Annotated in this window: 3 protein-coding genes (1 of these 3 cut by a window edge); all 3 read right to left on the bottom strand. The window is 65.1% G+C overall.

The genetic code is table 11. The features are described 5' to 3' along the window. Tightly spaced (each overlapping or abutting the next), the 3 genes in view from ACH79_RS24630 to ACH79_RS24620 form a layout consistent with a single transcriptional unit that may run on beyond the window. Positions 1-2344 carry the 5' portion of a non-ribosomal peptide synthase/polyketide synthase gene (locus tag ACH79_RS24630; RefSeq protein WP_161853328.1) on the bottom strand. It extends 14075 nt beyond the left edge of the window, so only the first 2344 of its 16419 coding nucleotides appear in the window; it begins with the start codon at positions 2342-2344; the stop codon falls past the left edge of the window. Beyond that, complete coding sequence (locus ACH79_RS24625; RefSeq protein ID WP_371419269.1) at positions 2337-8918, bottom strand: amino acid adenylation domain-containing protein; 6582 nt, start codon at positions 8916-8918, stop codon at positions 2337-2339. Before ACH79_RS24625 ends, ACH79_RS24630 begins: the two co-directional genes overlap by 8 nt. Further along, positions 8915-18682, bottom strand: coding sequence for a non-ribosomal peptide synthetase (locus ACH79_RS24620; RefSeq protein WP_161853326.1), 9768 nt, complete (start codon positions 18680-18682; stop codon positions 8915-8917). The genes ACH79_RS24625 and ACH79_RS24620 overlap by 4 nt, the downstream gene beginning before the upstream one ends.

The raw sequence follows: 18682 nt of genomic DNA, 5'->3' as shown, positions 1-18682 counted from the left end.
TCGGCATCGCCTCTCCGCCGAAGGAATAAAGCTCGACCGGCGGCGGATCGCCGCGGCACGCCGCAAAGTCGGCGAGTTGCTGCAAATAGGCCGGCGGGAAGCCGGCGTTGGTGACGCGCTGCTGGCGCAGCACGTCGAGCGTCTGCTCGGCCGACCACAAATTCGCGTCACGCATCACGAGCGCAGCGCCGCAAACCAGCGCGGTCCAGAGCCGCTCATGGGCGCCATCGAAGGTAAAGGAGAGGAAGTGCAGTTCGCGCGAGCGCCGGTCCATATCGTAGAGCCCTGCGGTCACCTCGCAATGCATCGCGAACGGCCCGTGCTCGACCGCGACGCCCTTCGGAATGCCCGTGGAGCCCGACGTGTAGATCACATAGGCAAGGTTTGTTGGCGCCACCGCGATCCGCGGATCACCCTCGGTCTCACGGTCAGGATCAGTCGCATCGAGTGACACAACGGCGATGCCGGGCGGTGGCGACGTCAGCGCAGAACCTTCTGCGTCCACCAGCACGAAGCGCGCGCCGGCGTCGCGCATCGTGCTGACCTGCCGTTTCGCCGGATGCTCGGGATCGAGCGGCAGATAGGCCGCGCCCGCCTTCAATATGGCAAGCAAGGCTATGACGAGAGACGGCGAACGCCGCGCCGAAATGCCGACGAGGTCGGAGCGACCGACGCCCAGGCGGATCAGGCGGTGCGCGAGCCGATTGGCCCGACGATCGAGTTCGGCATAGGAGATCACCTCATCGCCGAAGATCAGCGCCGGAGCATCGGGCGTTTCACGCGCGAACTTGGCAACCGTTTGATGCACCGGCGCGAACGGCGTGGCCGTCCCGGCATCCACGCCGTTCCACTGGCGCAGCCGAGCCCATTCCTGTTCGGAAAGCAGCGCCATGCCGGCGATCGGCTGCGCGCCGTCGTCGGCCATCGCCTTCAGGACCGTGATCCAGTGCGACGCAAGACGGTCGATCGTCGTCGCCTCGAACAGCGCGGTTGCGTAAGTGAAGAGCGCGCGGATTTCGCCCGACGGCCCCTCCTCGCTGTCGAGCGCGAGGTCGAACTTGACTGTTTCGATTTCGGGCTCGACCTTTTCGATCTGCAGGCCGGTCTGGTCAGGCGGATTGCCCGACACGCGCCGGCGCTGGTGGTTGTAGAGAACCTGGAAAAGCGGATTCTGACTCAGGCTGCGCTTGGGCTGCAGGATTTCAAGCAATCGCTCGAACGGAAGATCCTGGTTCTCCTGCGCTTCGATCGTGGTTGCATGGACCGACGCGATGAAGTCCGCGATCGTCGCACGCCCGTCGATATCGGTGCGAAGCACCTGAGTGTTGACGAACAGCCCGATGACGCCGCGGGTTTCATCGCGGTGGCGATTGGCGACGGGCACGCCGACGCTGATATCGGACTGGCCGGTGTAGCGATAGAGCAACAGCTTGAAGCTCGCCAGCAGGACGACAAACAGCGTGGTCTGGTGCCGCCGTGCCAGCGCGCGCAGGCCATCGGCAAGCGCCGGATCGAGCGTCATGCGAAGCGCCGATCCGGCGAGACCAGGCACCGCCGGCCGCGCCCGGTCGATAGGAAGCTGCAGCACGGCCGGGTCCTTGAGACGGCTGGTCCAATACTTGACCTGCCGCTCGCCATCGACCGCGCTCATCCAGAGCCGCTGCCATTCGGCATAGTCGGTATATTCGATATCCGGCTCCGGCAGCGCCGGCGTCTCGTCACACGCACCCACCGCGTACAGTTTCCAGAATTCGTCGACCAGCACGCCCATCGACCAGCCATCGGCCGCGATGTGGTGCAGGCTGACGACGAGAAAATGATCGTCCTCTCCCAGCGTCAGCAACGCAGCGCGCATGAGCGGGCCGGCTTCGAGATCAAACGGCAGCGATGCTTCCTGCCGCGCCAGCAGACGCGCCTGCCCTTCGCAGTCGTCGCCGTCAAGCGTCACCTGCCGCAACGCGACCGGACGCGGATCGAGCACAATCTGCTCGGCTTCCCTGCCCTCTTGCCGAAACACCGTGCGAAGCGCGCTGTGGCGGCTGATCAGCGTGTCGAAGGCCTGCTGTAGCGCGCGCCGTTGAAGCTTGCCGCGCACCCGCACGGTCGCCGAGATGTTGTAGGCGGCGCTATCCGGATCCATCCGCCACAGGAACCAGAGGCGCGATTGCGCAAAGGACAGCGGCGCCCGCGTCCGCTCCTGGCGCGCAATCGGCAGCATCGCGAGATTGACGCCCTTCGCCGCGAGCTGCGTCAGGAACGCATGCTGCTTGTTGGCATCAAGGCGCATCAAGCGTAGAGAGATGTCGCGAAGCTGCTGCTTCTGCGTGGTCGCGGTGTCACTCATCGGCAAGTTCGACTTCCTTCAGCATGTCGAGCATCGCGGCGATGTCGTCGCTGCGCTTGTCGACCTCGATCTCAGGCGCGAGCGCAGCCGCCATGGTTTCGACGGTCGTCATTTCAAACAGCCGGTTCAGCGGCAGGTCGTGGCCGAGATCGCGCTTGATGCGGCTGACGAGCTGAACGGCAATGAGAGAGTCGCCACCGAGCTCGAAGAAATTGTCGGTGACGCCGATGTCGGGCTGGCGCAGCAGGTCGGCCCAGATCGCAGCGAGCTTCACCTCGGCCGGCGTGCGCGGCGCGACGCGTTCCGTGGCTGCCGCCAGCTGATCCGGCGCCGGCAGCGCCTTGCGGTCGATCTTGCCGTTCGGTGTCAGTGGCAGCCGGTCCAGCACCACAATTCGCGCCGGCACCATGTAATCCGGCAGTACCGACGACAGCGCGGTCTTGAGCGCCGCCGCATCCAGCGATGCCTCGCCGCTGACATAGCCGACGAGCTGGCGCCCCGCGCCGGCCTCGCGCGCCACCACCACCGCCGAGCGCACGCCATCCTGTGCCAACAGCCGCGCTTCGATCTCGCCGAGCTCGATCCGGAAGCCGCGGATCTTCACCTGGTGATCGGCGCGGCCGACATATTCGAGCACGCCGTCGGACCGCCACCGCGCCACGTCGCCGGTGCGGTAGAGCCGCGAGTCAGGAGGACCGAACGGATCGGGGATAAAGCGCTCCGCCGTCAGCGCGCCGCGCCGCCAGTAGCCGCGCGCCAATCCTGCGCCGCCGATATAGAGTTCGCCGGCAACCCCGACCGGCGCGAGGTTGAGGTCGTTATCCAGAATGTGCAGCGTGGTGTTACCGATCGGACCGCCCAGCACCGGACGGTCGTCCTGCAGATCGAGGCGGTGACGCGCCGACCACACCGTGGTCTCGGTCGGGCCGTACAGGTTCCAGACTTCGCCCGCCTGCGCCACCAGCCGCCGCGCCAGATCCGGCGGCAGCGCCTCGCCGCCGCACAGCACCCGGCAGTTCGCCGGCAGCGATGAGCCGTCATGGTCGAGCAGCATCCGCCAGGTCGAGGGTGTCGCCTGGATCATGGTGACGCCCTGCCTGGCGACAATGGCCTTGAGCCGGGCCGGATCATGCGCGGCCGCGCGATCCGCCAGCACCACGCACGCCCCGAGTGTCAGCGGCAGCCACAGCTCCAGCACCGCGATGTCAAACGACAACGACGTCAGGCCGAGCACGCGGTCCATGGCTGTCATGCCCGGCTGCTCCGCCATGGTCGCCAAAAAGTTCGTCACCGCGTCGTGGTGGACCATCACGCCCTTAGGCAGGCCGGTCGAGCCCGAGGTGTAGATCACATAGGCGAGGCTCTCGGGATGCACGGCAACATCAAGATTGCCTTCGTCGCCGCCCGCGCCTTCCTGCTCATCGAGCAGCCACGCCTCGGCGCCGGTCTCCTCCAACACCGGAGTGAACTGATCGAGCAGCGCGCTTTGCGTCAACACCAGCGCGGCGCCGCTGTCGCGCAGCATGTGCGCCAGCCGCTCGGCCGGATAATCCGGATCGAGCGGCAGGTACGCCCCGCCCGCCTTCAGCACCGCCAGCAGCGCCACCATCATCTCGACGCCGCGGTCGAGCGCCAGCCCGACCACGCCATCGGTTCCGATGCCGTGCTTTCGCAACCGCCGCGCCAGCCCGTTGGCGCGCGCATTCAACGCGCCATAACTCAACTCCTCCTCGCCAAACACCAGCGCAATCGCCTCCGGCGATTGGCGGACCTGCGATTCGAATTGCGCGACAAACGAGCGGTCTCGTGGATATTGTGCCTGCGTCCGATTCCACGTCTCCAGCAGAAGCCGACGCTCTTCGGAGGGCAGAACATCAAGTTGCCGTACCGGAGAGCGAGGCGCCTGCTCCAGCGCCTCAGCCAGTTGATCCAGCGCCTGCTGCATCAAGGCGCAGATGCGATCGGCCGAGAGCGGATGGACGACCTGGGCGGTCAGGCCGAGCGCCTGGCCATAATCCTCGACCGCCATCATCAGGGGATAGTTCGTACGCTCCTCGCCGCCGAGCCACTCGATGCCGTGCAGGCCTGCGCCGCCCTGATCCGCTGACGCCGCCTCCGGCTTCGCATTGTGCCGGTAGTTGAGGATCGAACTGAACAGAGGCGCCGGCGCGGCAACGCCGCTGCATCGTTGCGCGAGCGCCAGCCAGGCGTGCTCATGTGCCATCAATTCGGCCAGCCGAGCATGCGCCTTGCGAACGCTGTCTTCGACCGCCGTGCCATCGAGATCGAGCCGCAGCGGCAATGTGTTGATGAACAGGCCCATGGTGCGATCGCCGCCGGCGCCGGCGTGCATGCGGCCGAACAGGACGGTGCCGAACACGACGTGCTCCCGGCCGCTGCTTCGCGCCACCACCTGACCCCAGGCAAGATGGCAGAGGCTGGCAGGACTCACGCCCATATGCCGCGCCAGCGCGCGAAGCCGTGCGTTGAGCTGGTCCGGCAGCATTCGCTGCGCTTCCGTCACGCCACCACCGTCACCATGCACCCGATCGAGGCCAAACGGCGTGGTCGGCTCGTCGATATCGGCCAGCATGCTTCGGAAGAAGCGCTCATGCTCGGCGGTAGCCTCCAACCTGCGTGACTGCGCCACCAGATTTCGGAACGGATACGGAGCCGAAAGCTCGTGACCGCGCCCGGACAATATCTTCCGGACTTCGTCGTGCATCCCCTCCAGCGTCGAATGATCGCCGATCAAATGATGCAGCAACACCAAAAGCAGCCACCGCTCCTTGCCGGGATCGCGCGCAACCGCAAACTGCAGCAGCGGCGCCTGGCCAAGGTCGATCCGATGGCGACGCGGGTCGAAGCGCCGCGCAAGCTGGTCATGCGCGAGACCTTCGCCATCCAGCACGACCTCGCTCACAACCACGGATGCCTTTCGCCAGACCACCTGCGCCGGAGCGGACAACCCGTCCCACGCAATGGACGTTCGCAGAATGTCGTGGCGGTCTATGACCTGCTGAACGGCGGCGAGATAGCGGTCGAGCAAGTCGCGGCTTGCAAACGCCATCTGGCCGACCAGCAAATATGGGTCGCCTTCCTGCGACAGCAGATGGTGAAACAGGATGCCATCCTGCAGCGGCGACAGGCCGTAAATATCCTGAATGTTGGCGACGCCGCCGGGCACCCCCGCCCCGATGCTGTCGATGTCGGACTGTGTCAGCGCGATCAACGGCAACAGCTCAGGCGTAATCGCCGTCGTCCGCGGCGTGATCAGGTTAGCCGGAACGTCGCCCCCTCCGTCACCATTGAGGCCGGCGGCGAAATCAGCCAGCACCGGCTTCGCAAACAGCGTGCGCACATCGGCGCGGAGCGAATGACGCTGCAACTGCTCCAGCATGCGGATCGCAAGCAGCGAGTGGCCACCTAGTTCAAAGAAGTGATCGTTGCGTCCAATCCGGTCGACGCCCAACACCTCGGTCCAGATCTTTGCAACGGTTTTCTCGATCTCGCCTTGCGGCGATTCAAAGCCGCGTCTTGCAAAAGCATCATCCTCCGGCGCAGGCAGCGCCTTACGATCGACCTCGCCATTCGGCGTCAGCGGCAGTGCGTCCAGCCGCACGAAGGCAGACGGCACCATGTATTCCGGCAGGCGCGCACGAAGATGACTGCGCAGCGCGGCCGCGAATTCACCAGCATCGAGTGCCGCGTTATCGTCCCCGCGCGCGGCCAGATAGGCGACCAGCCGCGGGTCGCCGCTTCGATCCTGACGCACCAGTGCTACCGAAGCGGCCACACCGGCGTGCTCGTTGAGACGAAGCTCGATCTCACCGAGTTCGATGCGGAAGCCGCGAATCTTGACCTGGTGATCATTGCGGCCGAGGAATTCGATGTTGCCATCCGGCAGGTAACGGCCGAGATCGCCGGTGCGGTACATGCGCGCGGTCACATCCCCCGCGAAGGGATCGCGCACGAAGCGCTCCGCCGTCAGATCGGCGCGATTGAAATATCCACGGGCGACCCCTGCCCCGCCAATATAGATCTCGCCGACCACCCCGAGCGGAACGGGCGCACCAAATCCATCCAACAGATAGATCCGCGTATTCGGAAGCGGGCGGCCGATCGGGACGACGTCGTTGCCAAAGCCCGCCGGCCGCCGCCAGGTGGTGGCGCAGACCGTTGCTTCCGTCCGACCGTAGCCGTTGAAGACGGCAACGCCCGGCGGCAGTCCCTTCATGAGTTCAGCCTTGGGCAATTCTCCGCCGAGAACGAGCACCCGCAGCGATGCCAGCCTGTCGAGGTCGCTACGTCCCTGCAGCATCGCCGGCGGCAAGGTCGCATGCGTGATCGCGTTATCCGCGAGGTAGCCGAGCAGTTCCGAAGTGTTTTGAAGCTCGCGCGGGCCGACGAGAAACAGCGCGGCCCCCGAGCACAGCGCCATGACGATTTCCCAGGTGCTGGCGTCGAAGCTGAAGGAGGCAAACTGCACGACGCGGCTGCGTGGAGAAACCTCGAACAGCGCGCGCTGGACCAGCGCCAGATTTACCAGGCCGCGATGTTCGACCGCCACCCCCTTCGGCCCTCCGATCGAACCGGACGTGTAGATGACGTAGGCGAGATGCCGCGATGTAAGCCCTGTAACGGCCGGAGCAGATGTCGCCAGGCCGGCAATGGCCGAAGCACTCGCCTCCAGATCGAGAATCTCGCACGTCGCATTCGCGAATATCGCGCGTCCGGCATGATCCGCGACCAGCAGTTTCGGCTTTGCATGCTCGACGATCTCTCGCAGCCGCTCCGCCGGATCGGCCGGATCGAGCGGCAGATAGGCGCCGCCCGCCTTGAGCACGGCCAGCAGGCTGACGACCATAGAGATGCCGCGCCGCAGGCAGATTGCGACCGGCTGATCCGGGCCGACACCCAATGCGATCAAGTGCCGTGCGAGCTGATTGGCGCTTGCATCCAATTCGCCATAGCTCAAGCGAACGCCCTCGTGGACCAGCGCAACGGCTTCGGGCGCTCTCCGAACCTGCTCCACAAACAGCTCGTGGATACAGCGCTCGGACGGGAACAGAGCAGCAGTCTCGTTCCATGTATTCAGAACGAGCCTGCGTTCCTCGGCGCCGACAATATCGATCCGGTCGACGATCTGATCCGCATCGGCAACCATCGCGCGCAGTAAGGACAGCAGATAATCCCGTTGACGGCGGATCGTCGCTTCGTCGAACAGCGCCGTTGCATAGTTCAAGGTGCCGACAATGCGGCCGTCCGCCTCGCCCAGATTGAGCTCGAGTTCGAACTTGACCTGCTGCAGCGGGATATCGGCGATCTCGGCTTTGAGCCCGGGCAGCTCAAGAACTGCCGCTTCGTTGTTCTGCCAGGCGAACACGACCTGAAAGACCGGCGGATGCTCTAGCCGCCGCGGCGGCTGGATGATCTCGACGAGCTGCTCGAACGGCAGATCCTGATGATCCTGGGCCGCGAGCGCCGTGGTGCGCACCCGGTCGAGCAACCCGGCTACATCAGGCTCTCCCGAGAGATTCACACGGAGCGCCAGCATGTTCACAAAGAAGCCGGCCAGGCCCTCGATCTCACGCCGGTTGCGGCCAGCTGTCGGCGTACCGATCACGAGATCGGTCTGCCCGGAAAGCTTTGCCAGCACCGCCGCCCATGCCGCCAGTACCGTCATGAATGGCGTCGTGCGGTGCGATTGGCCGAGCCGCCTGATGCCGATCGCAAGATCAGCATCGATCTCGATCGGCAACGAGGCGCCGGCGAGTGATCGCTCCGGCGATCGCGGCCGGTCGGTCGGCAATTCCAGCACGGCGGGCGCATCCGCGAGCGCCCGGCGCCAATAATCGACCTGACGCTGCAATCGTTCGCCCGCCAGCCACTGCCGCTGCCAGGCGGCATAGTCCGGATATTGAATTGCCAGCGGCGGCAGCGGATCGTCCTGGCCTGCCGAAAATGCCTGGTAAAGGGCCCCGAGCTCGCGCACGAGCACGGCCATCGACCAGCCGTCGGATATGATGTGATGCTGCGTGAGCAGGAAGAGATACTTGCTCTCCGCCGTCCGGATCAGGCGGCCGCGGATCAATGGCCCTGCGGCAAGATCGAACAGCGCACCGGCCTCCTCGCGACACAGGCGCGCGAGTTCCTGTTCGATATCGTCGCGACCGCGCAGATCATGTTGGAGCACCGGAAGATGTTCGTTAACCGGCAACAGTACAACGCGCGGCTGTCCATCTACCACACGAAAGACGCTGCGTAGCGCTTCGTGACGCGCAAACAACCGGTCGAGGCTCTGACACCATGCCCCGACATCAAGATCACCCGAAAGGCGCAGTGCGCCGCGAATGTGATAATTGGAATTGGCGCCATCGAGCTGCGCCAGCAGCCACAGCCGCTGCTGTGCAAAGGACAGTTCGAGCGGCCCATCGCGCGGCACCGCAGGAATCGAGCTGGCTCCACTTCTGATGACATTTTTGCCGCGATCTCTGGCCAGCGACAGGAGCTTCCTCACCTGCGCGGGATCCAGATCGCGTAAACTCGGCTTTGCTGCATCAGCCATATTCACTGCCCCGCCGCGATCAGATCCTGGAGTTCTTCGGCATCGAACTCCTGCTCGATCAGCCTGATCGATACGACACGCGCGAACGAGGCCAGGTCCGGGTGAACGAACAGATCCGAGACCGGGATCGATACGCCGATCTCCTGCGACACCCGACTGAGCACCCGCACGGCAAGCAAGGAGTGCCCGCCGAGCTCGAAGAAGTGATCGTTGCGTCCGATCCTGTCGACGCCGAGCAGTTCGGCCCAGATCTTCGCCAGCGCGATCTCGATTTCATCCTCCGGCGCCTCATGGCCACGGCGGACCAGCGCAGCCTCGTGCGGCGCCGGCAACGCCCGCCGGTCGATCTTGCCGTTGAGGGTCAGCGGCAACTGCTCGAGCACGACGATTGTCGCCGGCACCATGTAATCGGGCAGAATGGCCGACAGCGCGTCGCGCAATTTGCGGCCGTCGAGCGCAGCCTCGCCGCTCGCATAGGCGACCAATTGGCGTCCGGTCCTGCTCTCGTGCGCCACCACGGCCGCAGCGCGTACGCCACGCTGTTCGAGCAGGCGCGCCTCGATTTCCCCGAGTTCGATCCGGAAGCCGCGTATCTTCACCTGCTGGTCGGCGCGACCGACATACTCGATCACGCCATCCGCCCGCCAGCGCGCAAGGTCGCCGGTGCGATAGAGACGGGCACCGTTATCGCCGAACGGATCCGGGATAAACCGTTCCGCCGTCAACGCGCCCTGGTTCAGATAGCCGCGGGCCAATCCGATACCGCCGATGAACAGCTCGCCGGTGACGCCAACCGGCACGATGTTGAGATCGGCATCGAGGATGTAGGCGGACCTGTTACCAACGGGCCGCCCGATCGGCGCGGCCTGGCCCGGCGTCAGCGCGGCGGCGTTGACGGGCCACGCCGTCGGCGCGATCACCGTCTCGGTCGGGCCATAGGCATTGACGAGAAGATCAACATCGACGGCCCGGCGGAGTGCCTTGATGCCCGTATCCGACCAGGCTTCGCCGCCCACGATGCACGCCCTGATCGCGAGCCTGCGCCCCCTCTGCCACAACGCCGCGCTCAATTGATCCGCATAGGCTGGCGGCAGAAAGATCGTCGAGACCGAGTGTCTTTCAATCTCGCTGACGAGGTCGTCGATCAGCAGGCCTGGCCTGGACGGCAGGACCAGCGACCCGCCGGTCATCAGCGGCACCAGCCATCGCTCGTGGGCGATGTCGAAATTCATCGACGCCGTCTGGAATTCCCGGTCGCGCGACGTCATGCGGTACAACCGGCCGATCGCTTCGCAATGCATGGCGAGCGGCCCGTGCGCGACAGCTACGCCCTTCGGCATGCCGGTCGATCCCGACGTGTAGATCACATAGGCAAGGCTGTCCGGATGGATTTCATTGTTCAGGTTGCCGGTGTCTTCCCCGCCGAGCGGCGACGCCTCATCGATACAGCAGACCTCGACGCCGGCCCCACTTAGCACCGGCGCGAGCGGTTCGAGCAGCGCGCTTTGCGTCAATACCAGGCTCGCCCCGCCGTCGCGCAGCATGTGGGCGAGCCGCTCGGCCGGATAGTCCGGATCGAGCGGCAGATAGCCGCCGCCTGCCTTCAGGACTGCGAGCAGCGCGACCATCATTGCCGGGTTGCGCGGCAAAGCGATGCCGACCAGGCGATCCGTGCCGATGTTCCAGCGACCAAGTCGCCGCGCAAGCTGGTTTGCGCGGGCGTTCAGCTCGCCATAGCTGACGCGCTGGTCGCCCCACAAGATCGCGACAGCAGACGGCGCCTGCGCGGCTTGCGCCTCGATATGGGCGACGACGCCGATAGAGGAAGCAGGCGATGCCAAATGCGCCGCGCGGCTCCAGTTGAGGACCCTCCGAGCTTCGTCACCGACTGCCGACCCGAGATGTCCGAGCGGGCGGTGAGCATCGGCCACGATCCGTTCCAGCAATCCGTGCAGCATGTCGCGAAGACGCCGGATGGCCGCCTCGTCGAACCGTGCCGCGTCGTAATTGAACTCGAGATTGAGTCGGTCGGTTCCGGCAAACACGGCCACCGCCAGCGCATAGTTGGTGGGCGTGACATGGTCGACGCGCCCCAGGCCAGCGCCGCTCTCCCCGGTTCGCCGCAGGCCCTCATCGATCGGATAGTTTTCGAACACCAGGATGCTGTCGAACAGCGTCTGCCCGGCATGGCCGGCAAGGCGCTGGATCTCGTAGAGCGGCGTCCAGCCGTGCTCGCGCAACGCGAGATTCTGCTCCTGCAACTGACGCAGCCAATCGCCGACGCCAGCTTGCGGGCTTGGCGCATCGACGATCGGCAGTGTGTTGATGAAGAGACCCACCATCTCCTCGGAGCCTGGCAGTTCGGCCGGACGCCCCGATACGGTCACGCCGAAACTGACGGCCGCCTGTCCCGAAAGCCGCCGCAACAACTGCGCCCACGCGCCCTGAATGAGCGTATTGAGCGTCACGCGCTCATGCTTCGCAAACGTCTTCAGCCGCTCGGTCCGCTCCGCATTTACCGCAAGCGCGATGCTGCCGTGTCCCTCGGCCGATGTCTTGTCCGTGGCCAGCGTATTCGCCAGCAGGGTCGGCGCTTCGAGCCCGGCCAACGCATCGCGCCAGAATTTTTCGGCACCTGCGTGATCGCGGCCCTGTAGCCACGCGATGTAGTCGCGATAGCTGCCCTGCACGGCCGGCAGCGAACCGCCGTTCACATGCTGCAGTACCTCCGCAACTAGCCGGGCCGAACTCCAACCGTCCACAAAGATGTGGTGATGGGTCCAGATCAGCCAGTGGCGCTTGTCGTCGAGCCGGATCAGGCGCACTCGCTGCAGCGGCGGCTGCGCGACGTCGAAGCCTTGCTCGCGCTCCCGCCGGGAGACTTCGGCCAGCGCGGCATCCAGCCCTGCACGTTCTCCGCTGCGTTCAAGCGCCGCCGCGCGCTGGCGCCAATCCTCTTCGACGAAAGGCACCCCCACATGGCGGTAAACCACCTGCTGCGCGGCGCCCGAAAGACTCTGCCACACAAAGCCGGTCCGCAGCGCGGCGTGCCGGTTGCTCACCGTCTGCCACGCCGTCCGAAGCTTATCGGCATCGAACTCGAACAGTTCGAGCCCGACCTGGTTCACATAGGCATCATTGTCGCCATCCCGGAGTGCATGGAACAGCATGCCCTGCTGCATCGGCGAGAGCGGATAGATGTCCTCGACAGCGCGAAGATCCAGCGCCGTGCCCAGCCGGTCGAGATCGGCCTGCCCGAGCCCGGACAACGTAACGTCCGACGGCGTGAGGCCAGACGCTCCACTGCAGCAATGGGCCACCAGTTCGCGCAAGGCCGTCTCGTAAAGCCCTGCCAGCCGCTCGACCGTCTCGCGCCGATAGCGCTTGCGTCCAAATCCAAAGGACAATTGCAGCCGTCCGTCACGCACCAGACCGGTGATGTTAAGCCAGCCACGCATGGAAGCAGCAGGGCTCCGAGACGGACCCGCACTCTCGGACGCAAACGCAAAGCGCGAGGATGCGCCTATGCTGCCATCGAACCGGCCGAGATAGTTGAAGACGACCTGCGGCTCCGCCAACTGCGCCAGGGCATGACGCTGGGCTTCGGAGCCGAGATGGCGCAACACGCCATAGCCAAGCCCGCGGCTCGGAATCGCGCGAAGCCTTTCCTTGACCGATTTGATCAGCGAAGCGTCGTCGCTAGATCCGCCTTGCAGCCGCACCGGAAATGCCGTCGTGAACCACCCGACCGTGCGGGAAACATCCGCGCCGGGGAACATGTCCTCGCGACCGTGGCCTTCAAGCTCGACCGTCACATCGGTACGCCCGCTCCAGCGCGAGACGGCGCGCGCCAGGCTCGCCAGAATCAGATCGTTGACTTGCGTCCGATAGGCGGAGGGCGCTTCCTCAAGCAGCCTCGATGTCATCTCGGCATCGAGGACCAGCGACACTTCCTCGCCGTCCCCGACGAGATCGACGCCGCCATGATCGTCATCGCATGGCAAGCTCGCCCCTGCCCTGCAATCGAGCCAGAAGGGCAGTTCGTCAGCCAGCTCCGAGGTCGCCGCGTAGGCGTGCAGCCGCTCGCCCCATGACGCATAGGAGTCGCTCTTCGGCGCCAGCGTAACGGCGCCGCCCTGCTTCAGCTGATCATAGGCCGAGGCCAGGTCTTCGAGCAGGATCCGCCAGGATACGCCATCGACAACCAGATGATGGATGGCGAGCAGCAGCCGCTGGCCGCCACCGGCAAGATCCATCCCGACCGCGCGCAGCAAAGGACCCGACGACAGCGACAGGCTCTCCTGCGCGGCGGAAGCAAGCACGGTAACCTGTGTCGCATCACCGACGTCAGCATGAAGCCACAATAATTCCGACGGTGCCGGAAGAACGCCCTGCTCCGCCTGCCACGCACCGCTCGCCTGCTTGAACCGCAGGCGCAGCGCATCGTGGTGCTCCGCGACGGCCGCGAGCGCACATCGCAGCGTTTCCCAGTCGATCGGCGCCTGCGGGATCAGCAGCACCGCCTGGTTCCAGTGATTCCGGTTGTCGATGTCTTCGGCAAAGAAGCGCGCCTGGATCGGCAGCAGATGACGCATACCGGGCGCCGGATCGCCGCCGGCCGCTGTCTGTGTGTCCGGCTTCTCCTTATTAGCATTCGGTGTCGCCGTCACGGCCGCGACGGCTGCCAGGGCAGCAATCGTTTGCTGGCCAAAAATCTGCTTCGGCGTCAGGCGGATGCCGCGCTTGCGCACGCGGGCGATGATCTGCAGGCTGAGGATGGAATCGCCGCCGAGCTCGAAGAAATTGTCATTGCGGCCGATGCGATCGCGACCGAGCACTTCACTCCAGACTGCCGCGATTGCCTCCTCCGTGTCTCCCATGGGCGCGGCATAGCCCGGCGCGGCCGCCGCTTCCGTCGGTTCCGGCAGCCCTCTGCGGTCGACCTTGCCATTGGGCGTGAGAGGCAGTCGCTGCATAATAATAATGTGTGACGGCACCATATATTCGGGTACGACCGCAGAGAGCTGCTGCTTAACCGTCTCCGGCTGCAAGGTCTCGCCATTGGCGGGCACACAGTAAGCCACGAGTTCCTGCCGCTCGGCGCTCCCGCCGATCGCGCGGGCGATAGTCACGGCGTCATCGACCCCTTTCAGCGCCTTGATGGCGCGGCCGACTTCGCCAAGTTCGATGCGATAGCCGCGCAGCTTGATCTGATCGTCGGCGCGGCCGAGGAAAATCAGCCGGCCTTCCCGGTCACAGCGGACGCGATCACCGGTTCGATAGAGCCGCCCTCCGGTCGGTCCAAATGGGTCCGGCACAAAACGCTCGGCAGTCAAGCCCGCCGCGCCACGATAGCCCTGCGCGACGCCAGCGCCGCCGATATAGAGTTCGCCGGTGACGCCGATCGGTACTTCATTCAGTGCGTAATCCAGAACATAGGCGCGCAAATTGGCGAGCGGCAGCCCGATCGGTATCGGCTCCTTCTCACGTGCAGGCTTGCATTCATGGGTCACCGCCCCGACTGTCGTTTCCGTCGGCCCGTAGTGATTCAGAATCCGGCATTGCGGCCGCAACTGCCTGATCTCTTCGAGCAGCGCTGCATCGCAGGCCTCTCCACCCAGAATGAGCACATCGCTTGGCAGCAGATCGGCCGATCGCTGTGCCTGCAGCAGACCGCGCAGATGGCCGGGCACGATCTTGAGGATGCCGACGTCGCCGTCGCGCATGGTTTGCGCGAATGCATCCGCATCGAACACGGCTTCGTGAGACAAGAGATGCAACGTCACGCCGGAGGCGAGCGCGCTGAACAAAACGGTGTTGCCGAGATCGGCCGCCACGGTCGAGACCATCGCCATGGTTGCCGATGGTCGCGGCTGCAGGCGTTGCAAGAAGGCTTGCACGTAATTGGCCAGGGCACCGTGCGAGACGGCAACGCCCTTCGGCGATCCGGTCGATCCCGACGTATAGATGACATACGCAGTCTGCGCCGGGTGGATCACCGTGTCCGGCGGTACACTTGGTGTTTCTTCGCGCGTCGCCTCAGCGTCCGCATCGAGCACCAGGCAATCGAGCCCACGCGCTTCGGCCAGCTTCTCGCCGGCCGCCAGCACGATTTCGATGTCCCCATCCTTCAGGATGCGCCTGACGCGCTCCAGCGGCCATTTCGGATCGAGCGGCACATAGGCGCCGCCCGTCTTCAGCGCACCGAGCAGCGCAACGATGAAGGCGGGTGAGCGCTCGATCCACAACGCAACCGGCACCTCACGCGTCACGCCCTTGCCGGCGAGAATATGCGCGATGCGGTTCGATCTTTGCTCGAGATCTGCCATGGTCAGGGTTTCGCTGCCGCATCGGACGGCAACCGTCGCCTGCTTGTCGGCTGTCGACGCGCGGTGAAGGCTGATCACATCGGTGAATCCAAACGCGACGGTTTGGCTGTTCACGATCTGCCGGTTCGTATCCTCAATCACGAACTCCGATACCCGTCGCTCTGCATTGGCAGCGATCTCGCGCAGCATCGAACCGAACTGTGCGACCAGGCGCGCGATCGTCGGGGAATCGAAAAGATCAGTCGCATAGTTGAACGTCGCCTTCATGCCACCGGCGCCGTCGACGACATCAAGCGCGAGATCGAAATGCGAGCCCGCGAGATCCATGATGTCGATCTCGGCAGTGAGCCCGTCGACGCCGTCGAATCCTCGCGGAGCCGTCATGTAGTTGAACTTGGCCTGAAACAGCGGGTTGTGGCCGCCGCTGCGTTCCGGGCGCAGGCTATCGACCAGCATTTCAAAGGGCAGATCCTGATGCGACAGCGCTTCGATCACCGATTCCTTGACCTGCTGCAGCAGGTTCGGAAACGTCGCGTCATCGGCAATCTCGGCGCGCAGCACCAGCGTGTTAACGAAACAGCCGATGAGACGTTCGAGCTGCGCCTGCCGGCGCCCCGCGACCGGCACGCCGACGCGCAGATCGTTCTGTCCGGTATAGCGAAACAGCAGCGCCTGATACGCGCCGAGCAGCAGCATGAACACGCTTACGCGATGCTTTGCGGCAATCTCCCGAAGCCGCGCGGCCAGTGCGCCGTCGATTGCAAGGCCGATCGTATCCCCGGCATGGCTTTGCGTTGCCGTTCGCGGCCTGTCGTGAGGCAAAGCGAGAACCGGATGCACATCGCCCAGCTTCGCGCGCCAATACGCGAATTGCCGGTCACCCTCGCCTCCCGCGAGCCAGTTTCGTTGCCAGGCTGCGAAATCGGCATATTGAATCGTCGGGATCGGCGGCGCGCCGGTGTCCTGCCCGATGGCGCTGCGGTAGAGACCGGCCAGCTCTTCGAGCATGACGTCGAGCGACCAGCCGTCGACAACGATGTGATGGGCGAGCAGCAGCAGTTCATGCGCGTCATCAGCGAACTGAAGCAACACCGCCCGCAACAACGGCCCGTTCACGAGGTCGAATGGCGTGCCGAGCTCGGACCGCCTGACCTCCCCGGCTTGTTCGTCGCGGTCGCCCGCGGGATGTAAGCTGAGATCCTCGTGCCTGATACCGACGTTCATGGCATCGTGGATAATCTGCGTTGCACGACCATCTCTGGCGATAAACGTGGTGCGCAGCACCTCGTGGCGCCGAACGATCTCGCCGATCGCGCGCGACAAGGCGGCATGATCGAGCCGTCCCTTCAGGCGGATTGTGCTGGCAACGGTATAGGCCGTCCCAGTGGGATCCATATTCCAGAGGAACCATAGCCGCTGCTGCGCATGCGACAGCGTCGCGCGATCGGCGGCCGCTGCCCGCGGGATCGGCGGCAGTGCCCGTCCTGCGCCGGTTCGCGCCAGACTATCGATATGACCCGCGAAGGCTGCGAGCGTCGGCGTGTCGAAGAAACTGCGTAGCTCCAATTCCACGCTGAAGCGTTCGCGAATCGCGGCCGCGACCTGGCCGGCCGCGATCGAGTTTCCGCCGAGCACGAAGAAATCCTCCTCGCGATGCACGGCCCTTACGCCGAGCGCATCGCACCAGATCGAGGCCACGGCATGCTCGGTATCGGTCGCCGGCGCCGTCAACCGGGCGCCGTCGCGGCGGCGTCCCCTCTCGAACACCATAAAGCTGTCGAGCGTATTGTCGGCCAGACGCGCCGCGCAGGCCGAACGCTGCAGCTTGCCGCTGGTCGTCAGCGGCATCGCTTGCGGATTCAACAGGACGATCACGGCCGGATATTCCTGCGCCTGCCGCAGCACCGCCTCGCCGACCGCATGCGCAAGGGCCTCGGGATCGCTGCGCTTGAGAACGGCACGACTGAACTCCGCCGCGACCCCGATGCCTTCCCGCCCGTCGATCTCGACCGCAAAAGCGGCAACCCGCCCCTTACGGACCTGTTCCACGTCGGCTTCGACCGCCTGTTCGACGTCCGTCGGATAGACGTTCTGTCCGCGAACGATCAGGAGATCCTTGAGCCGGCCGGTCACGACCAGCGCGCCGTCCCTGACGAAGCCGACATCACCGGTGCGCAGCCAGCGGAAGCCGTCGCGGTCGACGAAGGCCTTCTGCGTAGCTTCCGGATTATTCCAGTATCCAGCCGCGACACTGGGACCGGCGACCCAGATCTCGCCCACTTCGTCCGCCTCGGCCGTTGCCGATCCGTCGACGCGCATGATGCGCGTGGCGTGACCGGCAACCGTTTTCCCGCACGCCACGAGGTCGGTGCCCTCTTCAGCGCTCGCAACGCGGCCCGCGGCAAGCGCTGCGGTATCGAGCGTATAGCTGGCGGTTTCGGTCTTGAAGTCACCCGCCGACACCAGCAGCGTCGCCTCGGCCAGGCCGTAGCAGGCGGTCAACGCACGCCGGTCGAACCCGGCGCGTTCGAATCGCTTGCTGAACCGCCTGAACGTGTTCTTGCGGACGAATTCCGATCCGGAAAATGCGAACCGCCAGCGGCTGAGGTCGAGCCGGCCGATCGTGTCATCGGAAATGCGATCGGCGCAAAGCGCATAGGCAAAGTCAGGCCCGCCGCTGATCGTACCGCCGTGGCGATCGATCGCCTCGAGCCAGCGCCGCGGCCGCTCGAGGAAATTGCGCGGCGACATCAGGACGGCGGTGAAGCCGGTGAACAGCGGATTCAGCAACCCGCCGATCAATCCCATGTCGTGATAGAGCGGCAGCCAGCTCACGAAGATATCATCGGGCGTTCCGCCGGCCACGGCCTGGATCGCCTTCTCGTTGGCCGTCAGATTTTCATGCGAGACGCAAACGCCTTTCGGCTGCGATGTCGAGCCCGAAGTGTACTGCAGGAAGGCGATGGTATCAGCCGCAGGTCTCGTCTCGCGCCATTCCGCGGCGAGTTCAGGCGGGATCGTATCCACCGCAATGACCTGGACGTTGGCCAGTTCCGGCAGCGCTGATACCACCGCCGATCGCAGTGCGGTATCCACCAGGATGAAACGAGGCGCCGCGTCGCGCAGAATGCCATTGAGCCGTCCTGCATAGCGCTCGGGACCGCCCTCCGGCGGATACGCCGGCACCGCGATCACACCCGAATATAGACAGGCATAAAAGGCGACGGCATAGTTGATTCCGCTCGGCAGCAGGATCACCGCCCACTCGCCCGCGCCGTTCAACTGCTGCAATCTGGTCGCGACGGACCTTATCCGCGCATCGAGCGCGGCAAATGTCAGCTCGTCGGCGACATCGTCGCCTTCCAGGAAACGCAACGCCACCTTATCCGGGCGCACCGCGGCGTGTTCGCGCAATCGTTCGACAAGGCTGTCTTTGTGCAT

It is taken from the genome of Bradyrhizobium sp. CCBAU 051011 (genome assembly GCF_009930815.1).
In the GTDB taxonomy this organism is placed as follows: domain Bacteria; phylum Pseudomonadota; class Alphaproteobacteria; order Rhizobiales; family Xanthobacteraceae; genus Bradyrhizobium.
This window is presented reverse-complemented; position numbering and strand designations above follow the sequence as displayed.